The organism is Nocardioides sp. BE266 (genome assembly GCF_031457855.1).
Classification (GTDB): Bacteria; Actinomycetota; Actinomycetes; order Propionibacteriales; family Nocardioidaceae; genus Nocardioides.
Map to the genome: position 1 here is coordinate 133504 of NZ_JAURTI010000002.1, position 23348 is coordinate 156851.

21 protein-coding genes and 4 tRNA genes are annotated in these 23348 nt (G+C 71.7%); 14 read left to right on the forward strand and 11 right to left on the reverse strand.

Annotation, left to right across the window (positions count from 1 at the left end; genetic code table 11):
• Positions 1-38: 38 nt before the first annotated feature.
• The 10 genes from J2X46_RS04970 to J2X46_RS05015 all read left to right on the forward strand — a co-directional run bounded on the left by J2X46_RS04970 (position 39) and on the right by J2X46_RS05015 (position 12483).
• A complete protein-coding gene (locus J2X46_RS04970; protein ID WP_310247626.1) occupies positions 39-2456 on the forward strand; it encodes a phosphoketolase family protein in 2418 nt (805 codons plus the stop codon).
• Positions 2457-2493: 37 nt separating this feature from the next.
• On the forward strand, positions 2494-3312 hold the full coding sequence (locus tag J2X46_RS04975; RefSeq protein WP_310247628.1) for a GNAT family N-acetyltransferase: 819 nt from the start codon (positions 2494-2496) through the stop codon (positions 3310-3312).
• Positions 3313-3336: 24 nt separating this feature from the next.
• Positions 3337-4698: a dipeptidase gene (locus tag J2X46_RS04980; RefSeq protein ID WP_310247629.1), complete on the forward strand. Its 1362-nt coding sequence runs from the start codon at positions 3337-3339 to the stop codon at positions 4696-4698.
• 202 nt (positions 4699-4900) lie between these two features.
• Positions 4901-5365: an SRPBCC family protein gene (locus tag J2X46_RS04985; protein ID WP_310247630.1), complete on the forward strand. Its 465-nt coding sequence runs from the start codon at positions 4901-4903 to the stop codon at positions 5363-5365.
• Positions 5362-6402, forward strand: a complete 1041-nt coding sequence (locus tag J2X46_RS04990) for an NAD(P)H-binding protein (protein ID WP_310247632.1) — start codon at positions 5362-5364, stop codon at positions 6400-6402. Before J2X46_RS04985 ends, J2X46_RS04990 begins: the two co-directional genes overlap by 4 nt.
• Positions 6403-6571: 169 nt before the next feature.
• Complete coding sequence (locus J2X46_RS04995) at positions 6572-8908, forward strand: molybdopterin cofactor-binding domain-containing protein (protein ID WP_310247635.1); 2337 nt, start codon at positions 6572-6574, stop codon at positions 8906-8908.
• 19 nt (positions 8909-8927) lie between these two features.
• A complete protein-coding gene (locus J2X46_RS05000; protein WP_310247637.1) occupies positions 8928-9422 on the forward strand; it encodes a 2Fe-2S iron-sulfur cluster-binding protein in 495 nt (164 codons plus the stop codon).
• 51 nt (positions 9423-9473) lie between these two features.
• Positions 9474-10994: an amidophosphoribosyltransferase gene (gene purF / locus J2X46_RS05005; RefSeq protein ID WP_310249172.1), complete on the forward strand. Its 1521-nt coding sequence runs from the start codon at positions 9474-9476 to the stop codon at positions 10992-10994.
• Positions 10995-11023: 29 nt separating this feature from the next.
• Positions 11024-12124, forward strand: coding sequence for a phosphoribosylformylglycinamidine cyclo-ligase (gene purM, locus J2X46_RS05010; protein ID WP_310247641.1), 1101 nt, complete (start codon positions 11024-11026; stop codon positions 12122-12124).
• Positions 12125-12291: 167 nt separating this feature from the next.
• Positions 12292-12483, forward strand: coding sequence for a DUF3073 domain-containing protein (locus tag J2X46_RS05015; protein WP_310247644.1), 192 nt, complete (start codon positions 12292-12294; stop codon positions 12481-12483).
• Between the two features lie 312 nt (positions 12484-12795).
• Here J2X46_RS05015 and J2X46_RS05020 read toward each other — a convergent pair whose 3' ends face one another.
• The 6 genes from J2X46_RS05020 to J2X46_RS05045 form a co-directional block, all read right to left on the reverse strand.
• Positions 12796-13887, reverse strand: a complete 1092-nt coding sequence (locus J2X46_RS05020; protein WP_310247647.1) for a Glu/Leu/Phe/Val dehydrogenase — start codon at positions 13885-13887, stop codon at positions 12796-12798.
• Between the two features lie 102 nt (positions 13888-13989).
• On the reverse strand, positions 13990-15300 hold the full coding sequence (locus J2X46_RS05025) for a hypothetical protein (RefSeq protein ID WP_310247650.1): 1311 nt from the start codon (positions 15298-15300) through the stop codon (positions 13990-13992).
• A gap of 68 nt (positions 15301-15368) precedes the next feature.
• A tRNA-Phe gene (locus J2X46_RS05030) sits at positions 15369-15445 on the reverse strand.
• Positions 15446-15496: 51 nt separating this feature from the next.
• A complete protein-coding gene (locus tag J2X46_RS05035) occupies positions 15497-16828 on the reverse strand; it encodes a HAMP domain-containing sensor histidine kinase (RefSeq protein WP_310247652.1) in 1332 nt (443 codons plus the stop codon).
• Positions 16825-17928, reverse strand: a complete 1104-nt coding sequence (locus J2X46_RS05040) for a cytochrome P450 (protein ID WP_310247655.1) — start codon at positions 17926-17928, stop codon at positions 16825-16827. The genes J2X46_RS05035 and J2X46_RS05040 overlap by 4 nt, the downstream gene beginning before the upstream one ends.
• Before the next feature lie 238 nt (positions 17929-18166).
• Complete coding sequence (locus tag J2X46_RS05045; RefSeq protein WP_310247658.1) at positions 18167-18538, reverse strand: response regulator; 372 nt, start codon at positions 18536-18538, stop codon at positions 18167-18169.
• 197 nt (positions 18539-18735) lie between these two features.
• Between J2X46_RS05045 and J2X46_RS05050 the strand changes: the two genes are divergently transcribed.
• From J2X46_RS05050 to J2X46_RS05060, 3 genes are all read left to right on the forward strand, one after another.
• Positions 18736-18808 (forward strand) — tRNA-Glu (locus tag J2X46_RS05050).
• A gap of 82 nt (positions 18809-18890) precedes the next feature.
• Positions 18891-18967: transfer RNA gene (locus J2X46_RS05055), tRNA-Asp, on the forward strand.
• A 106-nt stretch (positions 18968-19073) separates the two neighbouring features.
• On the forward strand, positions 19074-19427 hold the full coding sequence (locus J2X46_RS05060; protein WP_310247659.1) for a metallopeptidase family protein: 354 nt from the start codon (positions 19074-19076) through the stop codon (positions 19425-19427).
• A gap of 9 nt (positions 19428-19436) precedes the next feature.
• Here the strand turns inward: J2X46_RS05060 and J2X46_RS05065 are convergent, their stop codons facing one another.
• From J2X46_RS05065 to J2X46_RS05075, 3 genes are all read right to left on the reverse strand, one after another.
• Entirely contained in the window at positions 19437-19769 is a 333-nt protein-coding gene (locus J2X46_RS05065) for a CrcB family protein (protein WP_310247662.1), read from the reverse strand.
• Positions 19770-19830: 61 nt separating this feature from the next.
• Positions 19831-20232, reverse strand: a complete 402-nt coding sequence (locus J2X46_RS05070; protein WP_310247664.1) for a CrcB family protein — start codon at positions 20230-20232, stop codon at positions 19831-19833.
• Positions 20229-21158 (reverse strand): ATP-binding protein, encoded by a 930-nt coding sequence (locus tag J2X46_RS05075; RefSeq protein ID WP_310247668.1) that lies wholly within the window; start codon positions 21156-21158, stop codon positions 20229-20231. Before J2X46_RS05075 ends, J2X46_RS05070 begins: the two co-directional genes overlap by 4 nt.
• A gap of 202 nt (positions 21159-21360) precedes the next feature.
• On the opposite strand from J2X46_RS05075, the gene J2X46_RS05080 reads away from it, so the two are divergent.
• Positions 21361-22827: an NAD(P)/FAD-dependent oxidoreductase gene (locus J2X46_RS05080; RefSeq protein ID WP_310247671.1), complete on the forward strand. Its 1467-nt coding sequence runs from the start codon at positions 21361-21363 to the stop codon at positions 22825-22827.
• A 7-nt stretch (positions 22828-22834) separates the two neighbouring features.
• On the opposite strand, the gene J2X46_RS05085 is transcribed toward J2X46_RS05080, so the two are convergent.
• Positions 22835-22907, reverse strand: a tRNA-Lys gene (locus J2X46_RS05085).
• A gap of 46 nt (positions 22908-22953) precedes the next feature.
• Positions 22954-23325, reverse strand: a complete 372-nt coding sequence (locus J2X46_RS05090) for a universal stress protein (protein ID WP_310247672.1) — start codon at positions 23323-23325, stop codon at positions 22954-22956.
• Positions 23326-23348 lie beyond the last annotated feature (23 nt).

The following is a 23348-nucleotide window of genomic DNA, read 5'->3' on the forward strand; positions in this document are numbered from 1 at the left end:
CCTGCACTTCTGGATCCCGATTCGGGTACGAAAGAGCCATGGCGACCCTCAGCGATGAGCAGGTGCACGACCTCGACCTCTGGTTCCGCGCGGCCAACTACCTCGCCGTCGGGCAGATCTACCTCCTCGACAACCCGCTGCTCGAGCGGCCGCTCGAGCGCGACGACATCAAGCCGAGGCTGCTGGGCCACTGGGGCACGACGCCCGGGCTCAACCTCGTCTGGACCCACCTCAACCGGCTGATCCGCGAGCGCGACGCCGACGCGATCATCCTGTGCGGCCCGGGGCACGGCGGCCCGGCGGCGGTGGCCAACGCCTGGCTCGAGGGCACCTACTCCGAGGTCTTCCCGGCCATCTCCTTCGACCGCGAGGGCATGTCGCGGCTCTTCCGGCAGTTCTCGTTCCCGGGTGGCATCCCGAGCCACGTCGCGCCCGAGACGCCCGGCTCGATCCACGAGGGCGGCGAGCTCGGCTACGTCCTCTCGCACGCCTACGGCGCCGCGATGGACAATCCCGACCTCCTCGTGACGGCGGTCGTCGGCGACGGCGAGTTCGAGACCGGCCCGCTCGCGGCGAGCTGGCACGCGAACAAGTTCGTCGACCCCGTGCACGACGGCGCGGTGCTGCCGATCCTGAGCCTCAACGGCTGGAAGATCGCCAACCCGACCATCCCTGCACGCATCCACCGCGACGAGCTCGAGAGCCTGCTGCGCGGCTACGGCCACCAGGTCATCACGGTGGAGGGCGACGACCCCGCCGACGTGCACCAGCAGATGGCCGCGGCCCTCGACGAGGCGTACGACACGATCCGCGAGATCTGGCGCGCGGCGCGCGAGGACGGCGACGTCGAGCGCCGCCCCTGGCCCATGATCCTGCTGGTCACGCCGAAGGGGTGGACGGGCCCGGCCGAGGTCGACGGCAAGCCGGTCGAGGGCACCTGGCGCGCCCACCAGGTCCCGCTGGCCGGCACCCGGGAGAACGACGAGCACCGCGCGCAGCTCGAGGAGTGGCTGCGCTCCTACCGGCCCGAGGAGCTCTTCGGCGACGACGGACGGCCCGTCGAGGCGGTCGCCGGCCAGGCGCCGTCCGGCACCCGGCGGATGAGCGCCAACCCGCACGCCAACGGCGGCCTGCTCAAGCACCCGCTCCGGCTGCCCGACTGGCGCGACTCCGCCGTCGAGGTGGAGCGACCCGGTGCCTCGATCCACGAGCCGACGCGCGTGCTGGGCCAGTACCTCGTCGACGTGGTGCGCGACAACGACACGAACTTCAAGATCTTCGGGCCCGACGAGACCGCGTCCAACCGCCTCGACGCGGTCTACGAGGTCACCGACAAGGTGTGGGCCGGGGAGCTGAGCGACCTCGACGAGCACCTCGCCCGCTCCGGCCGGGTCGTGGAGATCCTCTCCGAGCACACCTGCCAGGGCTGGCTGGAGGGCTACCTGCTGACCGGTCGCCACGGGCTCTTCAGCTGCTACGAGGCCTTCATCCACATCGTCGACTCGATGCTCAACCAGCACGCCAAGTGGCTCAAGACCACGCGCGACATCGAGTGGCGACCGCGGATCGCCAGCCTCAACTACCTGCTCAGCTCGCACGTGTGGCGCCAGGACCACAACGGCTTCTCCCACCAGGACCCCGGCTTCATCGACCACGTCGTGAACAAGAAGGCCGAGGTGGTCCGCGTCTACCTGCCGCCGGACGCCAACACCCTGCTGTCCACGATGGCCCACTGCCTGGAGTCCGAGCACTACGTCAACGTCGTCGTGTCCGGCAAGCAGCCCAGCTTCGACTGGCTCGACGCGCAGCAGGCCGACCTGCACTGCGCCCGCGGCCTCGGCATCTGGGACTGGGCGTCGAACGACGACAGCGAGCCCGACGTGGTGGTCGCGGCAGCGGGCGACGTACCGACGCTGGAGGCCCTGGCGGCGACGTCGCTGCTGCGCAAGCACCTGCCTGAGCTCAAGGTGCGCTTCGTCAACGTGGTCGACCTGATGCGGCTCCAGGACGCGACGGAGCACCCGCACGGCCTCAGCGAGAGCGAGTTCGACGCCGTCTTCACCACCGACACGCCGGTGGTCTTCGCCTACCACGGCTATCCGTGGCTGATCCATCGCCTGACCTACCGCCGCACCAACCACGACAACATCCACGTGCGCGGCTACAAGGAGGAGGGCACCACGACCACGCCCTTCGACATGGTGATGATGAACGACACCGACCGCTACCACCTCGTGATGGACGTCATCGACCGCGTGCCCGGCCTCGGCCAGCGGGCGGCGGGCGTGCGCCAGCTGATGGTCGACACCCGACGGCGTGCCCGGGCGTGGACCCGGACCCACGGCGACGACCTGCCCGAGGTGCGCGACTGGCGGTGGGACACCGGCGCCGACCCGGAGCGGGGAGAGTCCCCGTCGACGACGGCCGACCCCGACACCGCGGCGGACAACCTGTAGCTGGGATGCCGTGGCCCGGTGCGGCTAGCGTGCGCCCATGCACGTCAGCTCCCTCGGCTTCCGCACCGACCTCGCGCTCCTGACCTCCTCGGGCAGCGTCGTGGAGGACCGCGGCACCCACCTCGTGGTCCGCTCGCCCGACAACCCGTCGTACTTCTGGGGCAACTTCATCCTGCTCGAGAAGCCGCCGGTGGCCGGTGGCGAGAAGGAGGTCGTGGCCGCGTTCCACACCGAGTTCCCCGCGGCCGACCACGTCAGCCTGGGCATCGACACCGCCGACCTGTCCGACGAGTCCCGCGTCGCCTTCGAGGCCGCCGGGATGACCGTCGACGTCGCCACCGTGCTGACGACCGGCTCCCTGGTGGCTCCGCGCGAGGTCGACGCCGAGGTGCGGGAGCTGGTCAGCGACGAGGACTGGGAGGCGCGGGCGCGGCTGAGCCAGCAGCTCTACCCGCAGACCTCGGAGGAGCGCTTCATGACCTTCGCGCGCCAGAAGAACGCCCAGGAGCGGCGGCTCGTCGACGCCGGTCGCGGCACGCGCTTCGGTGCGTACGTCGACGGGGTGCTCGCCTCGACGGCCGGGATCTTCGTGACCGAGGAGGGCGTCGCGCGCTTCCAGAGCGTCGAGACGCACCCCGACCACCGCCGCAAGGGGCTGGCCGCTGCGGTCGTCCACGCGGCCGGGCAGCACGGCCTCGACCACCTCCTCGACGGGGCTGGCGTACGCACCCTGGTGATCGTCGCGGACACCGACGGCGACGCCATCGGGATCTACCGTCGGCTCGGCTTCACCGACTCCGAACGCCAGCTGATGATGGAGAAGCGGAGCGGCGAATGGGCGAGTCTCGACAGCTAGAACCCGGGTCCTAGGGTGACCCCTATGACTGTCGACATCCCCGCTCGTCTCGCCGAGGTCATGCCCGGCATCCGCCGCGACCTCGAGGACCTCGTCCGCATCGAGTCGGTCTCCGCCGACCCGGCCCGGGCCGGTGAGGTCGAGCGCAGCGCCGAGGCCACTCGCGACCTCTTCGCCGCCGAGGGTTTCGAGGCCGAGATCGTGCGCGCGTACGACGGTGCGCCGCCGGCCGTGATCGCGAAGAAGTCCGGCCCCGAGGGTGCTCCGACGGTCCTGCTCTACGCCCACCACGACGTCCAGCCCGAGAACGACCACGCCGACTGGGACTCCCCGCCGTGGGAGCCGACGTCACGAGAAGATGCGCGCGGCGACCTCCGTCTGTATGCGCGCGGTGCCGCCGACGACAAGGCCGGCATCGCCGCCCACCTCGGCGCCGTACGCATCTTCGGCGACGAGCTGCCGGTCAACCTGGTGATGTTCATCGAGGGCGAGGAGGAGGTCGGCTCCGACACCCTCGTCGAGCTGCTCAACACCTACAAGGACCGCCTCGAGGCCGACGTCATCGTGATCGCCGACTCGGGCAACTGGGACATCGGCGAGCCCGCCCTCACCACCTCGCTGCGCGGCCTCGTGCGGATGGACGTCGAGATCCGCACCCTGACCCACGCCGTGCACAGCGGCATGTGGGGCGGCCTCGTGCCCGACTCGATCATGACCCTGAGCCGCATCATCGCCAGCCTCAACGACGACGCCGGCAACGTCGCCGTCGAGGGGCTGCACTCCGGTCCCGCCGCCGACGTGGAGTACCCCGAGGCCCGCCTGCGCGCCGAGTCCGGCGCCGCCGAGGGCATCGAGTGGATCGGCTCCGGCTCGATCGTCGAGCGCCTCTGGACCAAGCCCTCGGTCAGCATCACCGGATTCGACGCGCCCAAGGTCGACGGCGCCTCCAACACCCTCGTGCCCGCCGCGCGCTGCCGGATCAGCATGCGCATCGCGCCCGGCGACACCACGGACAACGCCGTGCAGTGCCTCCAGGCCCACCTCGAGAAGCACACGCCGTGGGGGGCGACGCTCTCGACCACCGTCGTCGACACCGGCGAGGCCACCCAGATCGAGGCCAGCGGCCCGGCCTACGACGCCGCGCGCGCCGCCTTCGCGGAGGCCTGGGACGGCACCCCCCCCGTCGACATGGGCGTCGGCGGCTCGATCCCGTTCATCGCCGAGTTCCTCGAGGCCTTCCCGCAGGCCAGCGTGCTGGTCACCGGCGTCGAGGACCCCGACACCCGCGCCCACGGCGCCAACGAGGGCCTCCACCTCGCCGAGTTCGAGAAGGTCGTCAAGGCCGAGGCGCTGCTCCTCCGCAACCTGGGCGAGCTGCCCCGCTGATCTCGGAGGGCGGTGGTGGAGCCACATTCCGAGCCCCGGAAATGTGGGCTGGCCACCGCCGCTCGAGCGTGTCGGTGGCGACGCGCCGGTGGGCGGTGGTCCACCTGCATTTCGGCGAGCTCAAATGTAGGTGGACCACCGCTCGATTGCTCGCTCGGCGGGGTGAGGCCGAGCCGCCCGCGGCGTCGGTAGCGTGACGGCCATGGCGACCTTCCGAGCCGGCGACCGGTCCACGGCCGTGCTGCGCTCATCACGCAGCGAGGTGTGGGCGGTGCTGACCGATGCCGACCTGATCGCCCGGATGACGCCGTACGTCACCGGGATCGAGGTGGACGGCGACCGCTGGACCTGGCGGATGGGCACCATCCCGGTGCTCGGCGTGTCCGTCGCGCCCCGGTTCACCGAGGTGATGACGTTCGAGCCGGAGGAGCGGATCGACTTCAGCCACGACCCGTCGCGCCCCGACGAGATGACCGCGGTCGAGGGCACCTACCGCCTCGCCGACGAGGGTGAGGGCACGGAGGTCAGCATCGAGCTCGACATCGCGTGCACCCTCCCGCTACCCGGGCTGGCGCGGCCCGCGGTCGAGCGGGTGATGGCCGGGGTCGTGAAGCACATGGGCACGGTCTTCTCCCGCAACCTCCTCAAGCACCTCGGGGAGTCATGAAGGTCCTCGTCCTCGGCGCGACCGGCTACGTCGGGTCCCGGCTCGTGCCGCACCTGCTCGAGCACGGCCACGAGGTGGTCGCCGCGTCGTCGTCGGCGCCCGACCCCGACCGCTTCGGGTGGGACGAGCGGGTCGAGGCGATCCGCTGCGACGTCACCGACCTCAACGCGGTTGCGAGGGCGCTGGAAGGCGTCGACGCGGTCGTGTACCTCGTCCACTCGCTCGACCGCACCGACTTCCCCGACCGCGACCGCCTCGCCGCGGCCAACGTCGCGGAGGCGGTCGCCGCCGAAGGAGTACGACGGCTCGTCTACCTCTCCGGGCTCGTGCCCGAGGTGCCGGAGGCCGAGCTGTCGGCCCACATCGCCTCCCGGCTCGAGGTGGAGCGGATCCTGCTGGCCTCCGGGGCGAGTGCGGTGGCGCTCCGCGCGGGCGTGGTGATCGGAGCCGGGTCGACGTCGTTCGAGATCATCCGCCAGATCGCGACGCTCTTCCTGGTCCAGCCGGTGCCGACCTGGATGCAGCACGCGGTCCAGCCGGTGGCGGTCTCCGACGTGCTCCGTGCCGTCGGCGAGCAGCTCGACGGCACCGACGAGGGTGCGGTCGACCTCGGCGGTCCCGACGTCCTCTCCTACCCGGCGCTGATGCGCGCCTGCGGCCGCGGGGCCGGTCTCGCCCGCCTCAGCGTCCCGGCCCCGGTCGCCCCGGCCGGGATCGTCGGACTGGCGACCGCGCTCGCCACCACCGCCCCGTTCCACACCGTCACGGCGCTCATCGAGTCGCTGCACCACGACATGGTCTGCCGCCCCTCCCGCACCTGGGTGCCGGCCGACGGCGGCGAGCTGCTCGGTGTCGAGGAGGCGGTCCGCCGCGCCTCCACCCCGAGGTACTCCGGCCCCGAGGGCGCCCTGCCCTCCGACCCGGCCTGGACCCGGCCGCTGCCGCTCCTGGACGTCGTACCTCTCCCGGCGGTCGGGAAGGCCGCGGCCCGGCTGGCCCTCCACCGGATGAGGTCCGTGCTCTACGGCGACATCTGAGGACGTGGTGGTCGTGGATCGGCCGTGAGGCCGTTCACCACGTCCTCAGATATCGAGGCGCGGACCTGCCATTGCATGCTGACAGCAGCACTGTCAGAGTGGGCAGCGTTCCTGGGGAGGGACCTCCGCACCGGTAGGACACCGGCGCTGAACCAGATCGGGTGACTCGGTGCCCCACCCCCGCGACCCCCACATCCCCGGCGACAGCTCGCCCTACGCTGTCGACCGCCGCCGCTTCGTCGGCTACGTCCTCGGCGGTGCGACCCTCGTCGCCGCCGCCGACCTCGTGCTGGCCGACACGTCGCCTGCCGCCGCGGAGATCCCGACCGCGCCGCAGCCGGCCGAGCTGTACGACCTCAACGACATGCTCACCGACGCCGCGCGCCCGACCGCGAACCTGGTCACGGTCACGATCAACGAGGACGGCACCGCCAGCTTCGAGCTCCCGCGGGCCGAGGTCGGCCAGGGCATCACCACCTCGACCGCGATGCTGATCGCGGAGGAGCTCGACCTGCCGGTCGATCGCGTGCGCGTGACCCTGGCGCCCGCGCGACCCGAGCTGCTCTTCAACCAGCTCACCGGCGGCTCCAACACCACCATCGCGACGTACACCCCGATCCGGGTCGCGGCCGCGGTCGCCCGCGCGGCGCTGCTCGACGCTGCCGCGATCGTCCTCGGCGACACCGTCGCCGGGCTCGTCGCCAAGGGCGGCGTGATCACGGCGCGCAACGGCTCGTCGGTCACCTACGGCGAGCTGGCCGTCAAGGCTGCGGGCAGCGCGGGGGGCCGGGCAGTCCAGGTCGAGCTCAAGAGCGAGGCCGAGTTCAGCGTGATCGGCACGCCGACCAACCGCGTGGACGCCCTGGCGGCCGTCACCGGCCAGAAGGACTTCACCACCGACCTCGACGTGCCGGACGCGCTGCCGACGATGGTCTGCCGGGCACCCACGCTCAACGGCACGCCCGTGTCCGTACGCAACCAGACGCAGGTCGAGGCGATGCCGGGCGTCACCCACGTCGCGCAGGTGAGCACCGGCGTCGCGGTGCGCGCCGCGACGTTCGGCCAGTGCATCGACGCCGTGCGCGCCCTCGAGGTGGCCTGGAAGGACGGGCCGGTCGCGGGGGAGAGCGACGCGACGATCCTGCGCAAGGTGCGCGCCGCTCAGCTGCCGATGCCGAGGCTCCCCGACACCCCGCTCGCCCAGACGGTCTCGGGCGACTTCACCTTCTGGTTCCGCAGCAACTCGCCGATGGACACCAACAGCGCCGTAGCCGACGTGCGACCCGACGGCGCCACGATCTGGGCCGGCCTGAAGTCGCCGATCGTCGCCCAGCAGCGGATCGCCGAGAAGCTCGGCATGAGCCAGGACAAGGTGAAGGTCAACGTCGTCACCGCGGGCGGGTCCTTCGGTCGGCGGCTCTTCTTCGACGGCGCCCTCGAGGCCGCCGAGATCTCGCAGGCGATGGGCGCGCCGGTCAAGCTGATGTGGCACCGCGCCGACGACGCCCGCGTCGGTCGTACGCACCCGATGGGCACCTGCCGGGTCCAGGCGACCGTGCTCGGCACCAACGTCCTCGCGTTCAACCAGTCGCTCACCTGCGTCGAGACCGACTTCCGCCACGGCCTCGGCGAGATCATCACCGCCGCCGCCGCAGACCTCCCGGCCGGCGTCGGCAACCTCGGCTTCGCCGAGACGATCTTCGCCCTCACCCAGGAGGTGCCCTACGACTTCGGCGCCGTGACGCAGACGCTCGTCGAGACCGACGACCGCTTCAACACCGGGTCGATGCGCAACATCTACTCACCCGACGTCCGTGTCGCCAGCGAGCTCGTCGTCGACAAGCTCGCCGCGAAGATGAGGATGGACCCCTACCAGTTCCGCCGGAAGTTCCAGCGCAACGAGCGGCTCCTGGCCGTCCTCGACACCGTCGCGCAAGCGGGCGAGTGGGGTCGACCGATGCCGGCCGGCACTGCGCAGGGCATCGCGATCCACAAGGAGTACAAGGGCGTCTCGGCCTGCCTGGTCGAGATCGACACCCGCCCCGCGACGACGGGTCGCCAGGTCCGCGACGCCGTCACTGGGCCGCGGGTCACCCGGGTGACGTTCGCGATCGACGTCGGCCTCGCGATCAACCCGCGCGGGCTCGAGGCGCAGATGCAGGGCGGGATCAACGACGGCATCGCGCTGGCGCTCACCTCCAGCCTCCACCTGCGCGACGGCCACTTCCTCGAGGCGAGCTGGGACAACTACTTCTACACGCGGCAGTGGAACACCCCGCCCGACGTCCGGGTGATCGTGGTGCCGTCCGAGGAGAAGGTCCCCGGCGGCGCCGGCGAGGCAGGAGTGGCCGCGACGTTCGCCGCGGTGGCGTGTGCGTACGCGCGGGCGACCGGCACCATGCCGACGCAGTTCCCGATCAACCACGACCAGCTCTCGTTCGAGCCCAAGTCGTTCGTCCCGCCGATCCCGCAGTCGCCGGTCAACGGCCTCGAGCTCACGTCCTGAACCGCTGAGGAGCACCGACATGCCAGAGCAGACATTCATCGTCAACGGCGAGCGGGTCACGGTCGACGTCGAGGACGACGTACGACTCCTGTGGGTCCTGCGCGACCTGCTGGGGATCACCGGCCCGAAGTACGGCTGCGGGATCAACGTGTGCAAGGCCTGCACCTCGCACGTCAACGGCAAGGCGTTCAACCCGTGCGCCGTGCCGGTCGGCAGCCTCGGCAGCGACGACGAGATCACCACCATCGAGGGGCTCCCGGGAGAGGTGGCCGAGCAGCAGCGCGGCGCCAACGGCCTGCACCCGATGCAGGAGGCGTGGCTGGAGCGTGACGTCGTGCAGTGCGGCTACTGCCAGCCCGGCCAGATCATGGCCGCCGTCGCGCTGGTCAACCGGGTCAAGGCCGAGGGGCGCCAGGTCACCGACGCCGACCTCGACACGATCCGCAACATCTGCCGCTGCGGCACCTACACCCGCATCCGGGAGGCGATCCGGGACGGCGCCGCACGGATGTGAGACGCGACGTGCGGAGACCGTAGACTGCAGGTCGTGCCCTACGAGACGAGCATGCGGAAGGGCGGCGACGGCCGTCTGACCACGGCCATCGACCCTCACGACCAGGGCCCGCAGGACGCCTGTGGCGTCTTCGGCGTCTGGGCCCCCGGCGAGGACGTCGCCAAGCTGACCTACTTCGGTCTCTACGCGCTGCAGCACCGCGGCCAGGAGTCCGCGGGCATCGCGGTCAGCAACGGGCGCCAGATCCTGGTCTACAAGGACATGGGCCTGGTCTCCCAGGTCTTCGACGAGTCGACGCTGGAGTCCCTCAAGGGGCACCTCGCCATCGGCCACTCGCGCTACTCCACCACCGGTGCGAGCACCTGGCACAACGCGCAGCCGACCTTCCGGCCCACGGCCGAGGGATCGATCGCGCTGGGCCACAACGGCAACCTGATCAACACCCACGACCTGCGCGAGATGGTCGAGGCGCTCCCCGGCCCGTCGGGCGAGCTCGACATCAAGGGTGTCGAGGGTGCCACCAACGACACCAGCCTGGTCACCGCGTTGCTGGCCCACCACCCGGACACCTCGCTCGAGCAGCGCGCCCTCGAGGTGCTGCCGCAGCTGCGCGGGGCGTACTGCTTCGTGTGGATGAACGAGGACACCCTCTACGCCGCCCGCGACCCGCAGGGCATCCGCCCGCTGGTCCTCGGCCGCCTCGAGCGCGGCTGGGTCGTCGCCAGCGAGGACGCCGCCCTCGCGACCATCGGCGCCAGCGTGGTCCGCGAGGTCGAGCCCGGCGAGATGATCGTCATCGACGAGAACGGCCTGCGCTCGCACAAGTTCGCCGAGCCCGACCGCAAGGGCTGCGTCTTCGAGTACGTCTACCTCGCCCGCCCCGACGCCACCATCTCCGGCCGCAACGTCCACGAGGCGCGCGTCGAGATGGGCCGCCGTCTCGCCCGCGAGTTCCCCGTCGAGGCCGACCTCGTGATGCCGGTGCCCGAGTCCGGCACACCCGCCGCGTCCGGGTACGCCGCCGAGTCCGGGATCCCGTTCGGCCAGGGCTTCGTGAAGAACGCCTACGTCGGCCGCACCTTCATCCAGCCCAGCCAGACGCTGCGCCAGCTCGGCATCCGGCTCAAGCTCAACGCGCTCGAGCACATGATCCGCGGCAAGCGCATCGTCGTGGTCGACGACTCGATCGTGCGCGGCAACACCCAGCGCGCCCAGGTGCGGATGCTGCGCGAGGCGGGCGCCCTCGAGGTGCACGTCCGGATCTCCAGCCCGCCGGTGAAGTGGCCGTGCTTCTACGGCATCGACTTCGCCACCCGCGCCGAGCTGATCGCCAACGGCCTCGACGTCGACGAGATCGCCGCCAGCGTCGGCGCCGACAGCCTCGGCTACATCTCGCTCGAGGGCATGATCGAGGCCACCGGCCAGCCCGCCGAGCGGCTCTGCCAGGCGTGCTTCACCGGCCAGTACCCGATCGAGCTGCCTGACGAGAGCCTGCTCGGCAAGCACCTGCTCGAGGCGACGCTGCAGTCGCCGACGATGGGCCGGGCGCTCCCGGTCCTCAACAACCCCTGATCCGCACGCCGCGAAGTTCGAGGAGCCCCGTGTCCGACCAGCAGCCCACCGAGTCCTCCGCCGGGGCCTACGCCGCAGCCGGTGTCTCGATCGAGGCGGCCGACCGCGCGATCGACCTGATGAAGGGCTGGGTCGAGAAGGCCCGCCGCCCCGAGATGATCGGCGGCCTGGGTGGGTTTGCCGGCCTCTTCGACGCCTCTGCGCTGACCCGCTACGAGCGCCCCCTGCTCGCCACCTCGACGGACGGCGTGGGCACCAAGGTCGCGATCGCGCAGCTGATGGACGTGCACGACACGATCGGCTTCGACCTCGTCGGCATGGTCGTCGACGACCTCGTGGTGTGCGGCGCCGAGCCGCTCTTCATGACCGACTACATCGCCTGCGGCCGGGTCGTCCCCGAGCGCATCGCCGCGATCGTCAAGGGCATCGCGGAGGCCTGCGTGGTCGCCGGCTGCGCGCTCATCGGCGGCGAGACCGCCGAGCACCCTGGGCTGCTCGACCCCGACGACTACGACGTCGCGGGCGCCACCACCGGCGTCGTCGAGGCCAGCAAGCTGCTCGGCCCCGGCCGGGTCCGCCCGGGCGACGTGGTCATCGCGATGGAGGCCAGCGGCCTGCACTCCAACGGCTACTCCCTCGTGCGCCACGTGCTCCTCGGCTCGCCCGAGTCCGGCGGCGCCGGCTGGACCGTCGACCGCCACGTCGACGACTTCGGCCGCACCCTCGGCGAGGAGCTCCTCGAGCCCACCCGCATCTACGCCAAGGCGTGTCTCGACCTCGCCGAGCGCACCGAGACGCACGCCATGTCGCACGTGACCGGCGGCGGTCTCGCCGCCAACCTCGAGCGGGTGCTCCCCGAGGAGCTGTCGGTCCGCATCGACCGCTCGACGTGGACCCCGCAGCCCGTCTTCGACGTCGTACGCCAGGTGGGCGGGGTGTCGCAGGCCGACCTCGAGGCCACGCTCAACTGCGGCGTCGGCATGGTCGCGCTCACCGCCCCGGACTCGGTCGACGCCGCGATCTCCGCGCTCGCCGGCCACGGCGTTCGCGCGTGGGTGGCGGGCGAGGCGCGCGCCGACTCCGACAACGGCGGCCGGGTCCTGCTCGAGGGCCAGCACCCGGGCTGGTAGCCCCGAAGAGAGCATTTTCGCTCCGAGCAGAACGAAATGCGGTGTCTCGGTGTGCGGGAACAGCCACCGCTCAGGTAGCGTTGTCCCCACGATATGTAACCGATCAGACCGGGCGCGTCGAGGTGCTCCTCGGCAGCCCCGGCCAAGTGTGCGAGGGGGTCGACCCTATGGGGCGCGGCCGAGCGAAGGCGAAGCAGACGAAGGTCGCACGCGACCTGAAGTACCGGACCCACGAGACGGACTTCGGCGCGTTGGCGAAGGAGCTGCACGGCGAGGACCATCACTCTTCCTCGAGTGAGGTCGAGCCCGACGAGGACGACTGGGCGGACTATGCCGACCCGCGTCGTCGCGCAGACTGACCCACCCGCTGCCTGACTGAGCGCAGCCTCCCGGGCCACCGGGCGTACGACCGCGCCCGCACGCCGACCGGGCACCGCGCCAGACACGCCGACCGGGCACCGCGCCAGACACGCCGACCGGGCACTTGGTCCGCGCCAGACACGCCGACCGGGCACTTGGTCCGCGTCAGACACGCCGACCGGGCACTTGGTCCGCCTCGAGGCGGACGAAGTGCCCGGTCAGTTGCCAGGACGCGGACGAAGTGCCCGGTCAGCTGCCAGGACGCGGACGAAGTGCCCGGTCACCTGCCAGGACGCGGACGAACCGCCCGGTCAGCCGAGGTGGATGCCGCGCAGGCGGCCGACCTCGCGCATCCGGCGCTCGGCCAGGCGGTCGGCGGCGGTCGCGGTGGTGACGCCGTCGGCCTTGGCGAGCTCGAAGACCTTGCGCGTGGTGTCGAAGATGCCGGTCGCGCGCTGCTTGGCGCGCTCGAAGGAGAAGCCCTCGAGCTCGTCGGCGACCTGGATCACGCCGCCGGAGTTCACGCAGTAGTCGGGGGCGTAAAGGATGCCGCGCTCGTCGACCTGCTTCTCGATGCCCGGGTGGGCGAGCTGGTTGTTGGCCGCGCCGCAGATGATCTTCGCGGTGAGCACCTCGAGGACCTCGTCGTTGATCGCACCGCCCATCGCGCACGGGGCGTAGACGTCGAGCTCGCTCGCGACCAGCTCGTCGGTGGAGGCGACGGCCTGCACCTGCGGGAACTCGGCGCGGATGGCCTCGACGGAGGGGGCGTACACGTCGGTGACGACGACGGTCGCGCCGTCCTCGATGAGGTGGCGCACGAGGTGGCGGCCGACCTTGCCGACACCGGCGATGCCGACGGTGCGGCCGGCGAGGGTGGGCTCGCCCCAGACCTGCTCGGCCGCGGCGCGCATGCCCTGGAAGGTGCCGAAGGCCGTCAGCACCGAGCTGTCGCCGGCGCCGCCGTGGGCGACGGTGCGGCCGGTGACGAAGTCGCACTCGCGGGCGATGTGGTCCATGTCCTCCGAGAAGGTGCCCACGTCGCACGCGGTGAAGTAGCGGCCGTTGAGCGACTGCACGAAGCGGCCGTAGGCACGCAGCAGCGCCTCGGTCTTCAGCTCGGCCGGGTCGCCGATGATGACGGCCTTGCCGCCGCCGAGGTCGAGGCCGGCGAGCGCGTTCTTGTAGGACATGCCGCGCGAGAGGTTGAGCACGTCGACGATCGCGTCGTCGGTGCTGGCGTAGGGGTAGAACCGCGTCCCGCCGAGGGCCGGGCCCAGTGCCGTGGAGTGGATGCCGATGATGGCCCTGAGACCGGTCGACTGGTCGTTGCAGAAGACGACCTGCTCGTGCTCGCTCCCGAGCTCGAAGACGTCGACTCCGGAACTGCGTGCTCCTGACATGCTTGGATCCTTTTCTGGTGGGTGCGGCCGCGGGGTGTGCGGGCCTGTTCAGCGCGGTCGAGGGGTGGTGACCGCCATCACCCTCAGGGTAGCCCTGAGCGGTCACCGCGACCGCATCACCACGAGGTCCCCGTGGGTGCCGTAGCCGAGCAGCCTGCCGCCGGCCGGACGGCCGTTGAACGCGGCCATCAGCCAGGTCCCGTCGACCTGCGCGAGGGACGGCCACGGGAGGTTGGTGGGGTACGGCGCGTCGAGCACGCCGCGGTCCGCCATCGCCAGGTCGAAGGCGGGGAAGCGTGCCCGCGTGCCCCGAGGTCCGTCGCGCCCGTCGCTGGCCAGCACGACGACCTCGCCGTCGACCTCGAGCAGCGTCGTGCCCTCGGTGGCGGTGCGGTCCGTGGCCGCGCCGAGCAGCCGCAGCTCGTCGAGGGACGGGCCGCCGGCCACCGCCGGGTGGAAGTCGAAGAACTTCCGCGCGCTGACGAAGCCGACCAGCCACTCGCCGCCCCGGCGGACCAGATGCGGGTCCCACGTCGCGATCGAGGCGAGCCCGTCGGTGGGCATCGGCAGCTCGCGCGTGTCGAGGACGTGGCGGCCGTGGAGCAGGTCGGCGTCCGACTCGGCGAGGGTCACCCGCAACCCCGCTTCGGTACGACGACCAGCGCGCGTGCGCGGCCGCTCGAAGTCTCCCCACGTGCTGGTCGCCACGAGCCAGCGGCCGTCGGACCTCAGCAGGTGGGTGGCGTGGTCGCCGAAGACCCCCGGTCGGTCCGGTCGCCGGAAGAACAGGTCGGCGGTGTGGGCGACCTCGAGGGCGTCGGGGTCGAAGCGCCACACGCTGGTGTGGGCGGTGTCGAAGAAGCCCGGCCCGGCGGAGGTGGCGGTGAGCCAGAGGGCGCCGTCGTCGCGCAGCGGAGTGCCGTCCTCCCGCGTCACGAAGCGGACGTCGCGCAGCCCGAGCTGGCCGAAGCCGCCGGCGGTGCCGCCGCTGGGAGGGAGCTCGACCTCCAGACCGGCCAGTGCTGCTTCGTCGCGGGTGTCGAGCACCTCCCGCAGGTCGTGCCGCGCCCGGGCGACCCACCGCCCGCCCTCCTGGCTCCACGCCGTGACGTGCGTGCCGGTGAGGCTCACCCCGAGCCCGCTCGGTGACTCCGCGCGGTGGAAGCGCCGGCTGCGGAGCGTCCCGCTGCCGGTGACCTCCAGCGAGACCGAGCCGTCGTCGAGCGTTGCCGCCAGCCGCTGGTCGCCGAGGTGCAGCGCGACGGGCCCGTCGAGGCCGGCGGTCGCGGCGACGTAGGGCGCGACCGCGGGCAACGGGCTCCGCCCGCCCGACGTCGTACTGACCTGGACGAACCCGGGAGCGACGAGGTCGACCGGGCGGAGGCGACGCACGACCTCGAGGCGGGGGAGCACCGGGCCATTGTGGCGGCAGGACACCGCAGGGCCCCGATCGGGACGCGATCGGGGCCCTGCGGCGTGTGTGGTGGCCAGGGGCGGGGTCGAACCGCCGACCTACCGATTTTCAGTCGGTCGCTCGTACCAACTGAGCTACCTGGCCAACGCGGAGGAGACTACCGCAGGCTCGACGGGTGCGGAGAATCGGCCGCCCTCACGGGACGTACGGCGCCTTCGCCGGGAGCTCGAGCCAGAAGGACGAGCCGACACCGGGCGTCGAGGTGCCCTGGACGGCCCCGCCGTCACGCTCGGCGATCGTGCGGGAGATCGACAGGCCGAGCCCGCTGCCCTTGGACGCCTTGTCGGCGAAGCGGACGAAGGGCTCGAAGACCCGCTGCATCTGTTCGGACGTCAGGCCGAGCCCGTCGTCGCGGACGATGATCCGCACCATCTCCTGCCCGCTCTCGCCGCGCAGCGACACCGCGGAGAGGTGCACCGACCCGCCCTCGGGCCGGTGGTAGGCGATGGCGTTGCCGACGAGGTTGGTCAGCACCTGTCGGACGGCGGAGGGGTGGGCCCACGCCGTGACGGACGGGTCGATGTCGACCTCCATGGTCACGCCGGCACTGCGCGAGGGCGCCCGGTGCCAGTGGACGACGTCGGCGACGGCGTCGGCGACCACCACGTCCTGGCGCTGGTCGTCGTCGGTGAACGTGCGTCCGGCCCCGAGGAGGCTGTCGACCACCGAGACCAGCTGCTCGCAGGCCCGCAGGATCACCGGGCCGTCCTGGAGCAGGCCTGCGGAGACGGGGTCCTGCGGGTTGCTGCTGGCGTCGTCCATCAGCACCTCGGTGTAGCCCATGATCGCGGCGAGCGGGGTGCGCAGCTCGTGGCCGACGGCGCCGAAGAAGTGCTGGTAGGACAGCTGGGCCTCGTTGCTGGTCTCGATCGCCTCGGCGAGAGCGCGACGGGAGTGCTCCTGCGTGAGCCGGGAGGTGATCGCGGCGTTGAGCAGGCGGAAGCTGCCGATCAGCTCCTCGGGCCACTGCCCGGCCCTCTCGCTCCCCGCGGACAGGCTGCCGAACATCGCGCCCCGCGCGCCGTAGACCGAGCCCACCAGACTGCGGACGCCGACGCGGTTCAGCTCCTCGCGGTCCTGGTCCGCCTCCTCCGGCAACAGCTCGCGGTCGACGAGGATCGCGAGCCCCGAGCGTGCGATCCGGGAGATCCACGGCATGGTCAGTGCGTGCTCGGGTCCGGCCCCGGTCGGGGGCAGGATGGAGGCGCTGGCACCGGGGTTGGCCCATTCGCGGACCCACGCGCGGCCGCCCAGCCGGGTCCACCCGGCCTCGTCCTCGGGCGCGAAGCTGGTCAGCGCCGTGGCCACCACCTCGACCCGGTCGCTGGACAGCAGCAGCTCGGCCGCCCGGGCGATGGCGTGGTCGATGCTGAGGTCTCCGTCGAGGATCTCGCGCGCCAGGGTCGCGGCCTCGCTGGACACGGGCTCGCACCCGGAGGTGCGCTGGAGGGAGACGTGGTCGTTCACCGTGTCGTCCCTCCCTGCGCGTTGAGCCTGAACCTGCACGGTAGCGGTGCCAAGCCCCTGCTCTGGTCGAATTTCACCTCCTGGGTCAACCTCACACGGTGGGCGACCGCCCACTCGGCCAGGTGGACGAGGACGGCCATCCCGAGGTTGCGCCCGGGGCAGGCGTGGGGTCCGGCGCCGAAGGGCAACCAGGCGCCCGGGCGGCGGGCGTCGTCGCGCCAGCGAGAGGGATCGAAGTCGCCGAGCTCGTCGGGGTCGCCCGGCACCAGCTCGGGCAGCCTCCCGAGCAGCAGGGGGCTCACCAGGACGACGGAGCCGGACGGGACGAGCCGACCGTCGAGCTCGACGTCGGTCGTCGTCAGGCGTGCGGTGATCCACGTCGGCGGGGTGAGCCGCAGCGTCTCCCACACGGCGTGGATGGGGTCGACATCGTGGGTCGGCTGGTCGCCGAGCCAGGCCAGCAGCCAGGAGCCGGCGGCGATCGGGACCTGGATCCCCGCGGCGAGCATCGTGGCCGCCTGCTGGGGCGTGCCGGGGAGGCCGTCGACGTGCTCGAGGATCGCCTCGAGACGCAGCCGTGCGTCCCGCTCGACCCGGCGGACGCGGCTCCAGCGGTGCGGCGCCCGCGCTGCGGCGATCACCGGCGCCAGGGCGTCGATCCACGCCAGGACGGCGTCGCCGACGGCCTCGCGCTGGTCCGTGCTCGCGTCGTCGAGGAGCGCGTCGCAGGTCGCGCGGGCCACCGGGCGTCGCAGCAGCTCCATGGCGTCGTACGCCTCGCGGGGGGTGTCGCGGTCGTGCGCCGCAAGGGCCTCGGGCCAGAGCTCGGCGAAGGTGGCGACGCCGCGAGCCACCTGGACAGGGGTCAGCGGGTCGAAGACGAGGTGGCCCGACCGCGTGTCGCCACGGCTGCCGGAGAGGTCACCGCCGCGGCTGACGTTGCCCGGGAAGTCGAAGTGGTCGACATCGGTGAGGACCTGCTTGGCCAGCGCGGGCGTCGTGGCGAGCCAGGGCCCGCGCGGGCCGAGGGCGACCACGCCGGTGCGTGGTGCCGAGAGAACAGCGCCGAGCCGGCCGCCGGCCGACTCGGCGCTGTCCATGTGCATCACTGGTGAAGCATCACTTCTCGGGTGTCACGAGTCCGTTCAGCGGCGGGGGGGAGCCGGACGCCACGCGTACATCGCCTGCATCTGGTTGGCGGCACGCTTGGACTCGATGTGGGTGCGGATGCGCTTCATCATGGTGTTTTCTCCAGGGTTGGGGTTGGTGCACGTCAGGGAGACGTGCGTGTTGGTGTTTCCACCGGAGGTCCGACCCGGAATTGCATTCAGGGACGAGTCAGGACCCCACATCCTTAAGTGTCTCCTCAATCAGATCAGTCAGCTGCTGGATGCGCAGCGGCTTCTGCATCACAGTTTCGACACCGAGCTCCTGGAGGACTGCCCGGTGCTCGCCTGCCCACGCGCTGATCACGACCACCTTGGTGGTCGGAGCAACGTCTGCATGCTCCCTCATCCACCGCACCACGTCGACGCCGTTCATGCGCGGCATGGTGAGGTCGAGGAGCATCACGTCGAAGGACTCCCGCTGGAGGACGTCGACCGCGTCCTGGCCGTCCACCGCGGTGGAGGCGGAGTGTCCGGCGCGCTCGACGAGGCGACAGAAGACGTCGCGGATGTCCTCGTTGTCGTCGACGACGAGGAAGCGCAACTGCCGAGACGCGGTGCCCACGGGGCAAGGCTAGTGACTCTCGGGCTACGGCGAGAGCCCATCTGGACAAGTGACCAAATTTTCCGGGTGTCGCCCACCCCTCCGGGTCCTGTCCGGGTCGGGTCCGGGTTGGGAGGGCGGCCCGTGCTGGCCCTATGCTGTACGACGCTCGCCCGGGCGTGTCCCGGGTCGAGCTGGCCCCCATCGTCTAGCGGCCCAGGACCCCGCCCTTTCACGGCGGTAGCGCCGGTTCGAATCCGGTTGGGGGTGCGATCCGGCACCGAGGTGGCCGCCGATTTGGTGGACTCCGACGAGCATGGGTTACAGTTCCACCCGCTTCGCAGAAGCACCTGGCCCCGTAGCGCAGTTGGTTAGCGCGCCGCCCTGTCACGGCGGAGGCCGCGGGTTCGAGTCCCGTCGGGGTCGCCATTGCATGCAGAGATCAGGGAGAGCCGCCAGGCTCTCCCTGATCTGTATTTCCGCCCATGGTGCACGGCTCTGCCTGCCGGTTCACCGGCCTGCCTAGGCTGGCCGCATGCCGATCGACCTCGACCCCGACGCCTTCGACGCGATGGTGGGCCGGGCGCTCGACGACCTGCCCGACGACCTCGCCCGGCTGGTGGACAACGTGGTCGTCCTCGTCGAGCCCGAGGCACCGGCCGACGACCCCGACCTGCTCGGGCTCTACGACGGCCTCGCGCTCACCGAGCGCCCGGCCAACCACGCCGGCGAGCTGCCCGACCGGATCCTGCTCTTCCGCGGGCCGCTGCTCGACATGGCCGACACGGTGGAGGACCTCGAGGAGGAGGTCCGGATCACCGTGGTGCACGAGCTGGCCCACCACTTCGGGCTCGACGACGCCCGCCTCCACGAGCTCGGCTGGGGCTAGGCGACCGGTCTAGAGCGACGACCCGAGCACCCACCCGAGCGCGCAGCCGCCCACCGCCAGCAGGGTGGTCGCGACGACGTAGGCCGCCGCGGCGCGTGCCGGCCGGTCGACGGCCTGCACCGCGAACGAGGAGAACGTCGTGAACGCCCCGCAGAAGCCGGTGCCGAGCAGCGCCCACCCCTGGTCGCCCAGCGACAGCGCGGCGAACAGCCCGAAGAGCCCCGCCCCGACGGCGTTGACGAGCAACGTCCCGGTCGGCCAGCGGTCGTCGAGCAGGTGGGCCACGGCGTAGCGCAGCGGCGCGCCCACCGCGGCACCGAGCACGACGAGCAGGGCGTTCATCGGGGTCCCCGCGGCGTTGTCCGGGGGAGCGGAGCGGAGGAGGAGAACGTCGTGGGGTGGTTCATCCCAACGCTGCTTCCGGCTCGGGGCGGTGGGAGATGCGCCGGCCCGCGGCCGCGGCACCGAGGCCGGCGGCGAGGGTGAGGGCGAGGTAGGCGCCGGCCACCGCGACGTGGCCGTCGCCCGCGAGCTCGCGGACCTGGCCGGCCCACGCCGACACCGTGGTGAAGCCGCCGAGGGCGCCCGGTCCCAGGGCGGTCGCCACGCGCCGCGAACGTCGTACGACGTCGAGGGCGGGCAGCACGCCGAGCACGAACGCGCCGACCACGTTGATCGCCAGCGTCGGCCAGGGGAACAGCCCGTGGGGCGACGCCGAGTCGACGGCGTACCGCAGCAGGGCTCCCGCGGCACCTCCCGCGGCGACGAGGAGCAGGTCGGTGCCGCGCAGGCGGGGGGCGCTCACCCGACCTGGCTGGTGCGGGTGCCCTCGGGCGGGGGACCGGCCCACGGAGTCGCCTCCGCGCCGCCGAGCTGGTGGACGAGCTCGGCGAGGAGCCAGTTCTGCAGGTCGCGCTGTCGCGGGGTGCGGGCCATCGAGAGCAGGCGCTCCGCGCGGCAGAAGGCGTCGGCCACGTCGAACATCTCGCTCATCGTGGTGAAGATCGGGGCGGCCTCGCGGACCATGGCGAAGCTCAGGTCAACGCGGGGCTGGCCCTTGCGCTCCGCGACCTGCACCTGGTCGCGGTAGGAGTCGGGGAACTGGCGCTCGAAGTTGGCGAACATCGCGGTCAGGTCGCCGGCGAGCGGATAGTCCGACTGGTGGGAGAGCGAGAGCAGCCGGAGCTCGCGCCGCAGCTCGTTGTATTGCTGGGCGAGCGAGGTGTAGAGCGGCACGTCCATGCCGAGCAGCCGGACCTCGACGGCCGCCTCGCTCGTGGGCTCGGCTCCCGGCTCGTCGTGGTGGTCGATGACCCACTCCGCAGAGGCGGCGTCGCTCATCTGCGGCGCCGGCTCGAACCAGACGATCTTGCCGTCGTTCTCGATGGTCGCGCCCCAGGCGAGGGCGCACTGGGCGACCATCGCGAGGCCGCGCCCGAACGTGAGCAGCAGGTCGAGGTCGTCGTGCGGCACCGGCGCGGGCGGGACCGGCGGGCTGGTGGACCCGTCCTCCACCTCGATCCGCGGGTGGCTGGCGGTGCCGCGCACGCGGACCTTGAAGGGGGCGTCGGCGTGGATGATCGCGTTGGCCACGAGCTCGGAGACCCCCAGCTCGGCGCACTCGACGAGGTCGTCGCGCTCGAGCCGCCGGCAGATGTCGCCCACCCAGCGCCGGGCATCGGCCGCGGCGCGCGGCGACGATGCCAGGGTCAGCTCGGAAGTCAGCGGCACTGGGACTCTTTTCGAGGATGTGGATAGTCCAGCGGGACGTCACTACCCAGTCCGGGCTTGGCCCAAACCTTGTTGAGACTCTAACTTCTCAGGAGGCCCGCTGACCCGTGTGAGCAACCAGACGCGTACGGCGTTTCGCGTGCCCGGTTGCACAAGAGGACAATGGGTACCCAAGACCGCACCTACGACCCTAGGAGCTTTCATGACCGCGACGCAGGCGACCCGCCACAAGGTGGTCGTGATCGGTTCCGGGTTCGGTGGCCTCTTCGGCACCAAGGCGCTGCGGCGCGCCGACGTGGACGTCACGGTGATCGCGAAGACGACCCACCACCTCTTCCAGCCCCTGCTCTACCAGGTCGCGACGGGCATCCTGTCCGAGGGCGAGATCGCGCCCCCGACCCGCGAGGTGCTCAGCGGCCAGGACAACGCCAAGGTCATCCTCGGCGAGGTCACCGCGATCGACCTCACGGCCAAGACGGTCACCTCGCGCGTGCTCGGCCGCGACACCGTGACGTCGTACGACTCCCTGCTGGTCGCCGCAGGTGCCAGCCAGTCGTACTTCGGCAACGACCACTTCGCCGAGTTCGCGCCCGGCATGAAGAGCATCGACGACGCCCTCGAGCTGCGCGGGCGCATCTTCGGCGCCTTCGAGATGGCCGAGCTCGGCGCCACCCGCGGCGACGACGTCGACCACCTGCTCACCTTCGTCGTGGTCGGCGCCGGCCCGACGGGCGTGGAGATGGCCGGCCAGATCGCCGAGCTCGCGCACAACACGCTGCGCAAGGACTTCCGCGCGATCAACACCCGCCACGCCCGCGTCGTGCTTGTGGACGCCGCCCCGCAGGTGCTCCCGCCCTTCGGCGCCAAGCTCGGCGAGAAGGCCCAGGGCGAGCTGGAGAAGCTCGGGGTCGAGGTCATGCTCGGCGGCATGGTCACCGAGGTCGACGAGCGCGGCCTCGAGATCAAGTTCAAGGACGGCCGCGTCGAGCGGATCAACTCCGTCGCCAAGATCTGGGCCGCCGGCGTGCAGGCCAACCCGCTCGGCAAGACGCTCTCGGAGCAGACCGGCGCCCCGCTCGACCGCGCGGGTCGCATCGCGGTGAACCCCGACCTCACGCTGCCGGGCCACCCCGAGGTCTTCGTGGTCGGCGACATGATCGCTCTCGACAACCTCCCCGGTGTCGCGCAGGTCGCGATCCAGGGCGCCAAGTACGCCGCGAAGGAGATCAAGAACCGGGTCGAGGGCAAGGCGCCCCAGGAGCCGTTCAAGTACTTCGACAAGGGCTCGATGGCGATCATCAGCCGCTTCCGCGCGGTCGCGATGGTCGGCAAGCTCCGCCTCAGCGGCATCGTCGCCTGGCTGATGTGGCTCGGCGTCCACCTCGTCTACCTCACCGGCTTCAAGAACCAGGTCTCCGCGCTGATGCGCTGGGCGATCACGTTCATCAGCAACAACCGCTCCGAGCGCACCACGACGGAGCAGCAGATCTTCGCCCGCGCCGCGCTCGCCCGCCTCCGCGGCGGCGCCGCCGACCTGGTCTCCGACCCGGGCATCTACGACGCCACCCGCGCGATGGTCGAGGAGACCCGCCGCCAGGAGCTCGAGGCCGCCGCCGCCCGCGAGGCCGAGCTCACCGACTCCGGCGCGCGAGGCGTGCCCGAGCGCTGAGTCGCGGTAGGCCTCCAGGGACTCGAACCCTGAACGAACAGATTAAAAGTCTGCTGCTCTGCCAATTGAGCTAGAGGCCCGCGCCGCGGGAGGTCCCGCGGCTGGGGTGATCATCTCAGAGCCGGCTCAGGCCTTGACGGCGAGCACCGGGCGCGGGGCGTCGAGAAGGATCTGCTGCTCGGTGCTGCCGAGGATCAGCTTGCCGACCTGGGTGCGGTGCCGGATGCCGAGCACCAGCAGGTCGACGTCGGGCTGGTCGGCCGCGGCGAGGAACTGGTCGACCGGAGAGCCGTCGGCGGCAGCCTGGATGGTCCGCACCGTGACACCGGAGCCCGTGGCGGCACCGGAGGCGAGGGCCTCGACGGTCTCGGCCTCGGCCGCGTCGACCGGCAGGTTGTGCACGATCAGGTCGGTCGCGTGGAAGGCCGCCTGCACGGCACCGGCCCGGATGGCCTCCGCGCCCTCGGGCGTGGGCTTGTAGAAGACGAGGACGCTCACGGGCTCTCCTTGGTCAGGTCGGG

Excerpts from the sequence above, each read along its gene's own strand:
- J2X46_RS04980 (WP_310247629.1), top strand. The coding sequence starts at position 3,337 with ATGACTGTCGACATCCCCGCTCGTCTCGCCGAGGTCATGCCCGGCATC.
- J2X46_RS04985 (WP_310247630.1), top strand. The coding sequence starts at position 4,901 with ATGGCGACCTTCCGAGCCGGCGACCGGTCCACGGCCGTGCTGCGCTCA.
- J2X46_RS05020 (WP_310247647.1), bottom strand. The coding sequence starts at position 13,887 with ATGTCAGGAGCACGCAGTTCCGGAGTCGACGTCTTCGAGCTCGGGAGC.
- J2X46_RS04970 (WP_310247626.1), top strand. The coding sequence starts at position 39 with ATGGCGACCCTCAGCGATGAGCAGGTGCACGACCTCGACCTCTGGTTC.
- J2X46_RS05040 (WP_310247655.1), bottom strand. The coding sequence starts at position 17,928 with ATGGACAGCGCCGAGTCGGCCGGCGGCCGGCTCGGCGCTGTTCTCTCG.
- J2X46_RS05015 (WP_310247644.1), top strand. The coding sequence starts at position 12,292 with ATGGGGCGCGGCCGAGCGAAGGCGAAGCAGACGAAGGTCGCACGCGAC.
- J2X46_RS05080 (WP_310247671.1), top strand. The coding sequence starts at position 21,361 with ATGACCGCGACGCAGGCGACCCGCCACAAGGTGGTCGTGATCGGTTCC.
- J2X46_RS04990 (WP_310247632.1), top strand. The coding sequence starts at position 5,362 with ATGAAGGTCCTCGTCCTCGGCGCGACCGGCTACGTCGGGTCCCGGCTC.
- purF (WP_310249172.1), top strand. The coding sequence starts at position 9,474 with ATGCGGAAGGGCGGCGACGGCCGTCTGACCACGGCCATCGACCCTCAC.
- J2X46_RS04975 (WP_310247628.1), top strand. The coding sequence starts at position 2,494 with ATGCACGTCAGCTCCCTCGGCTTCCGCACCGACCTCGCGCTCCTGACC.
- J2X46_RS05065 (WP_310247662.1), bottom strand. The coding sequence starts at position 19,769 with ATGAACGCCCTGCTCGTCGTGCTCGGTGCCGCGGTGGGCGCGCCGCTG.
- J2X46_RS05060 (WP_310247659.1), top strand. The coding sequence starts at position 19,074 with ATGCCGATCGACCTCGACCCCGACGCCTTCGACGCGATGGTGGGCCGG.
- J2X46_RS05000 (WP_310247637.1), top strand. The coding sequence starts at position 8,928 with ATGCCAGAGCAGACATTCATCGTCAACGGCGAGCGGGTCACGGTCGAC.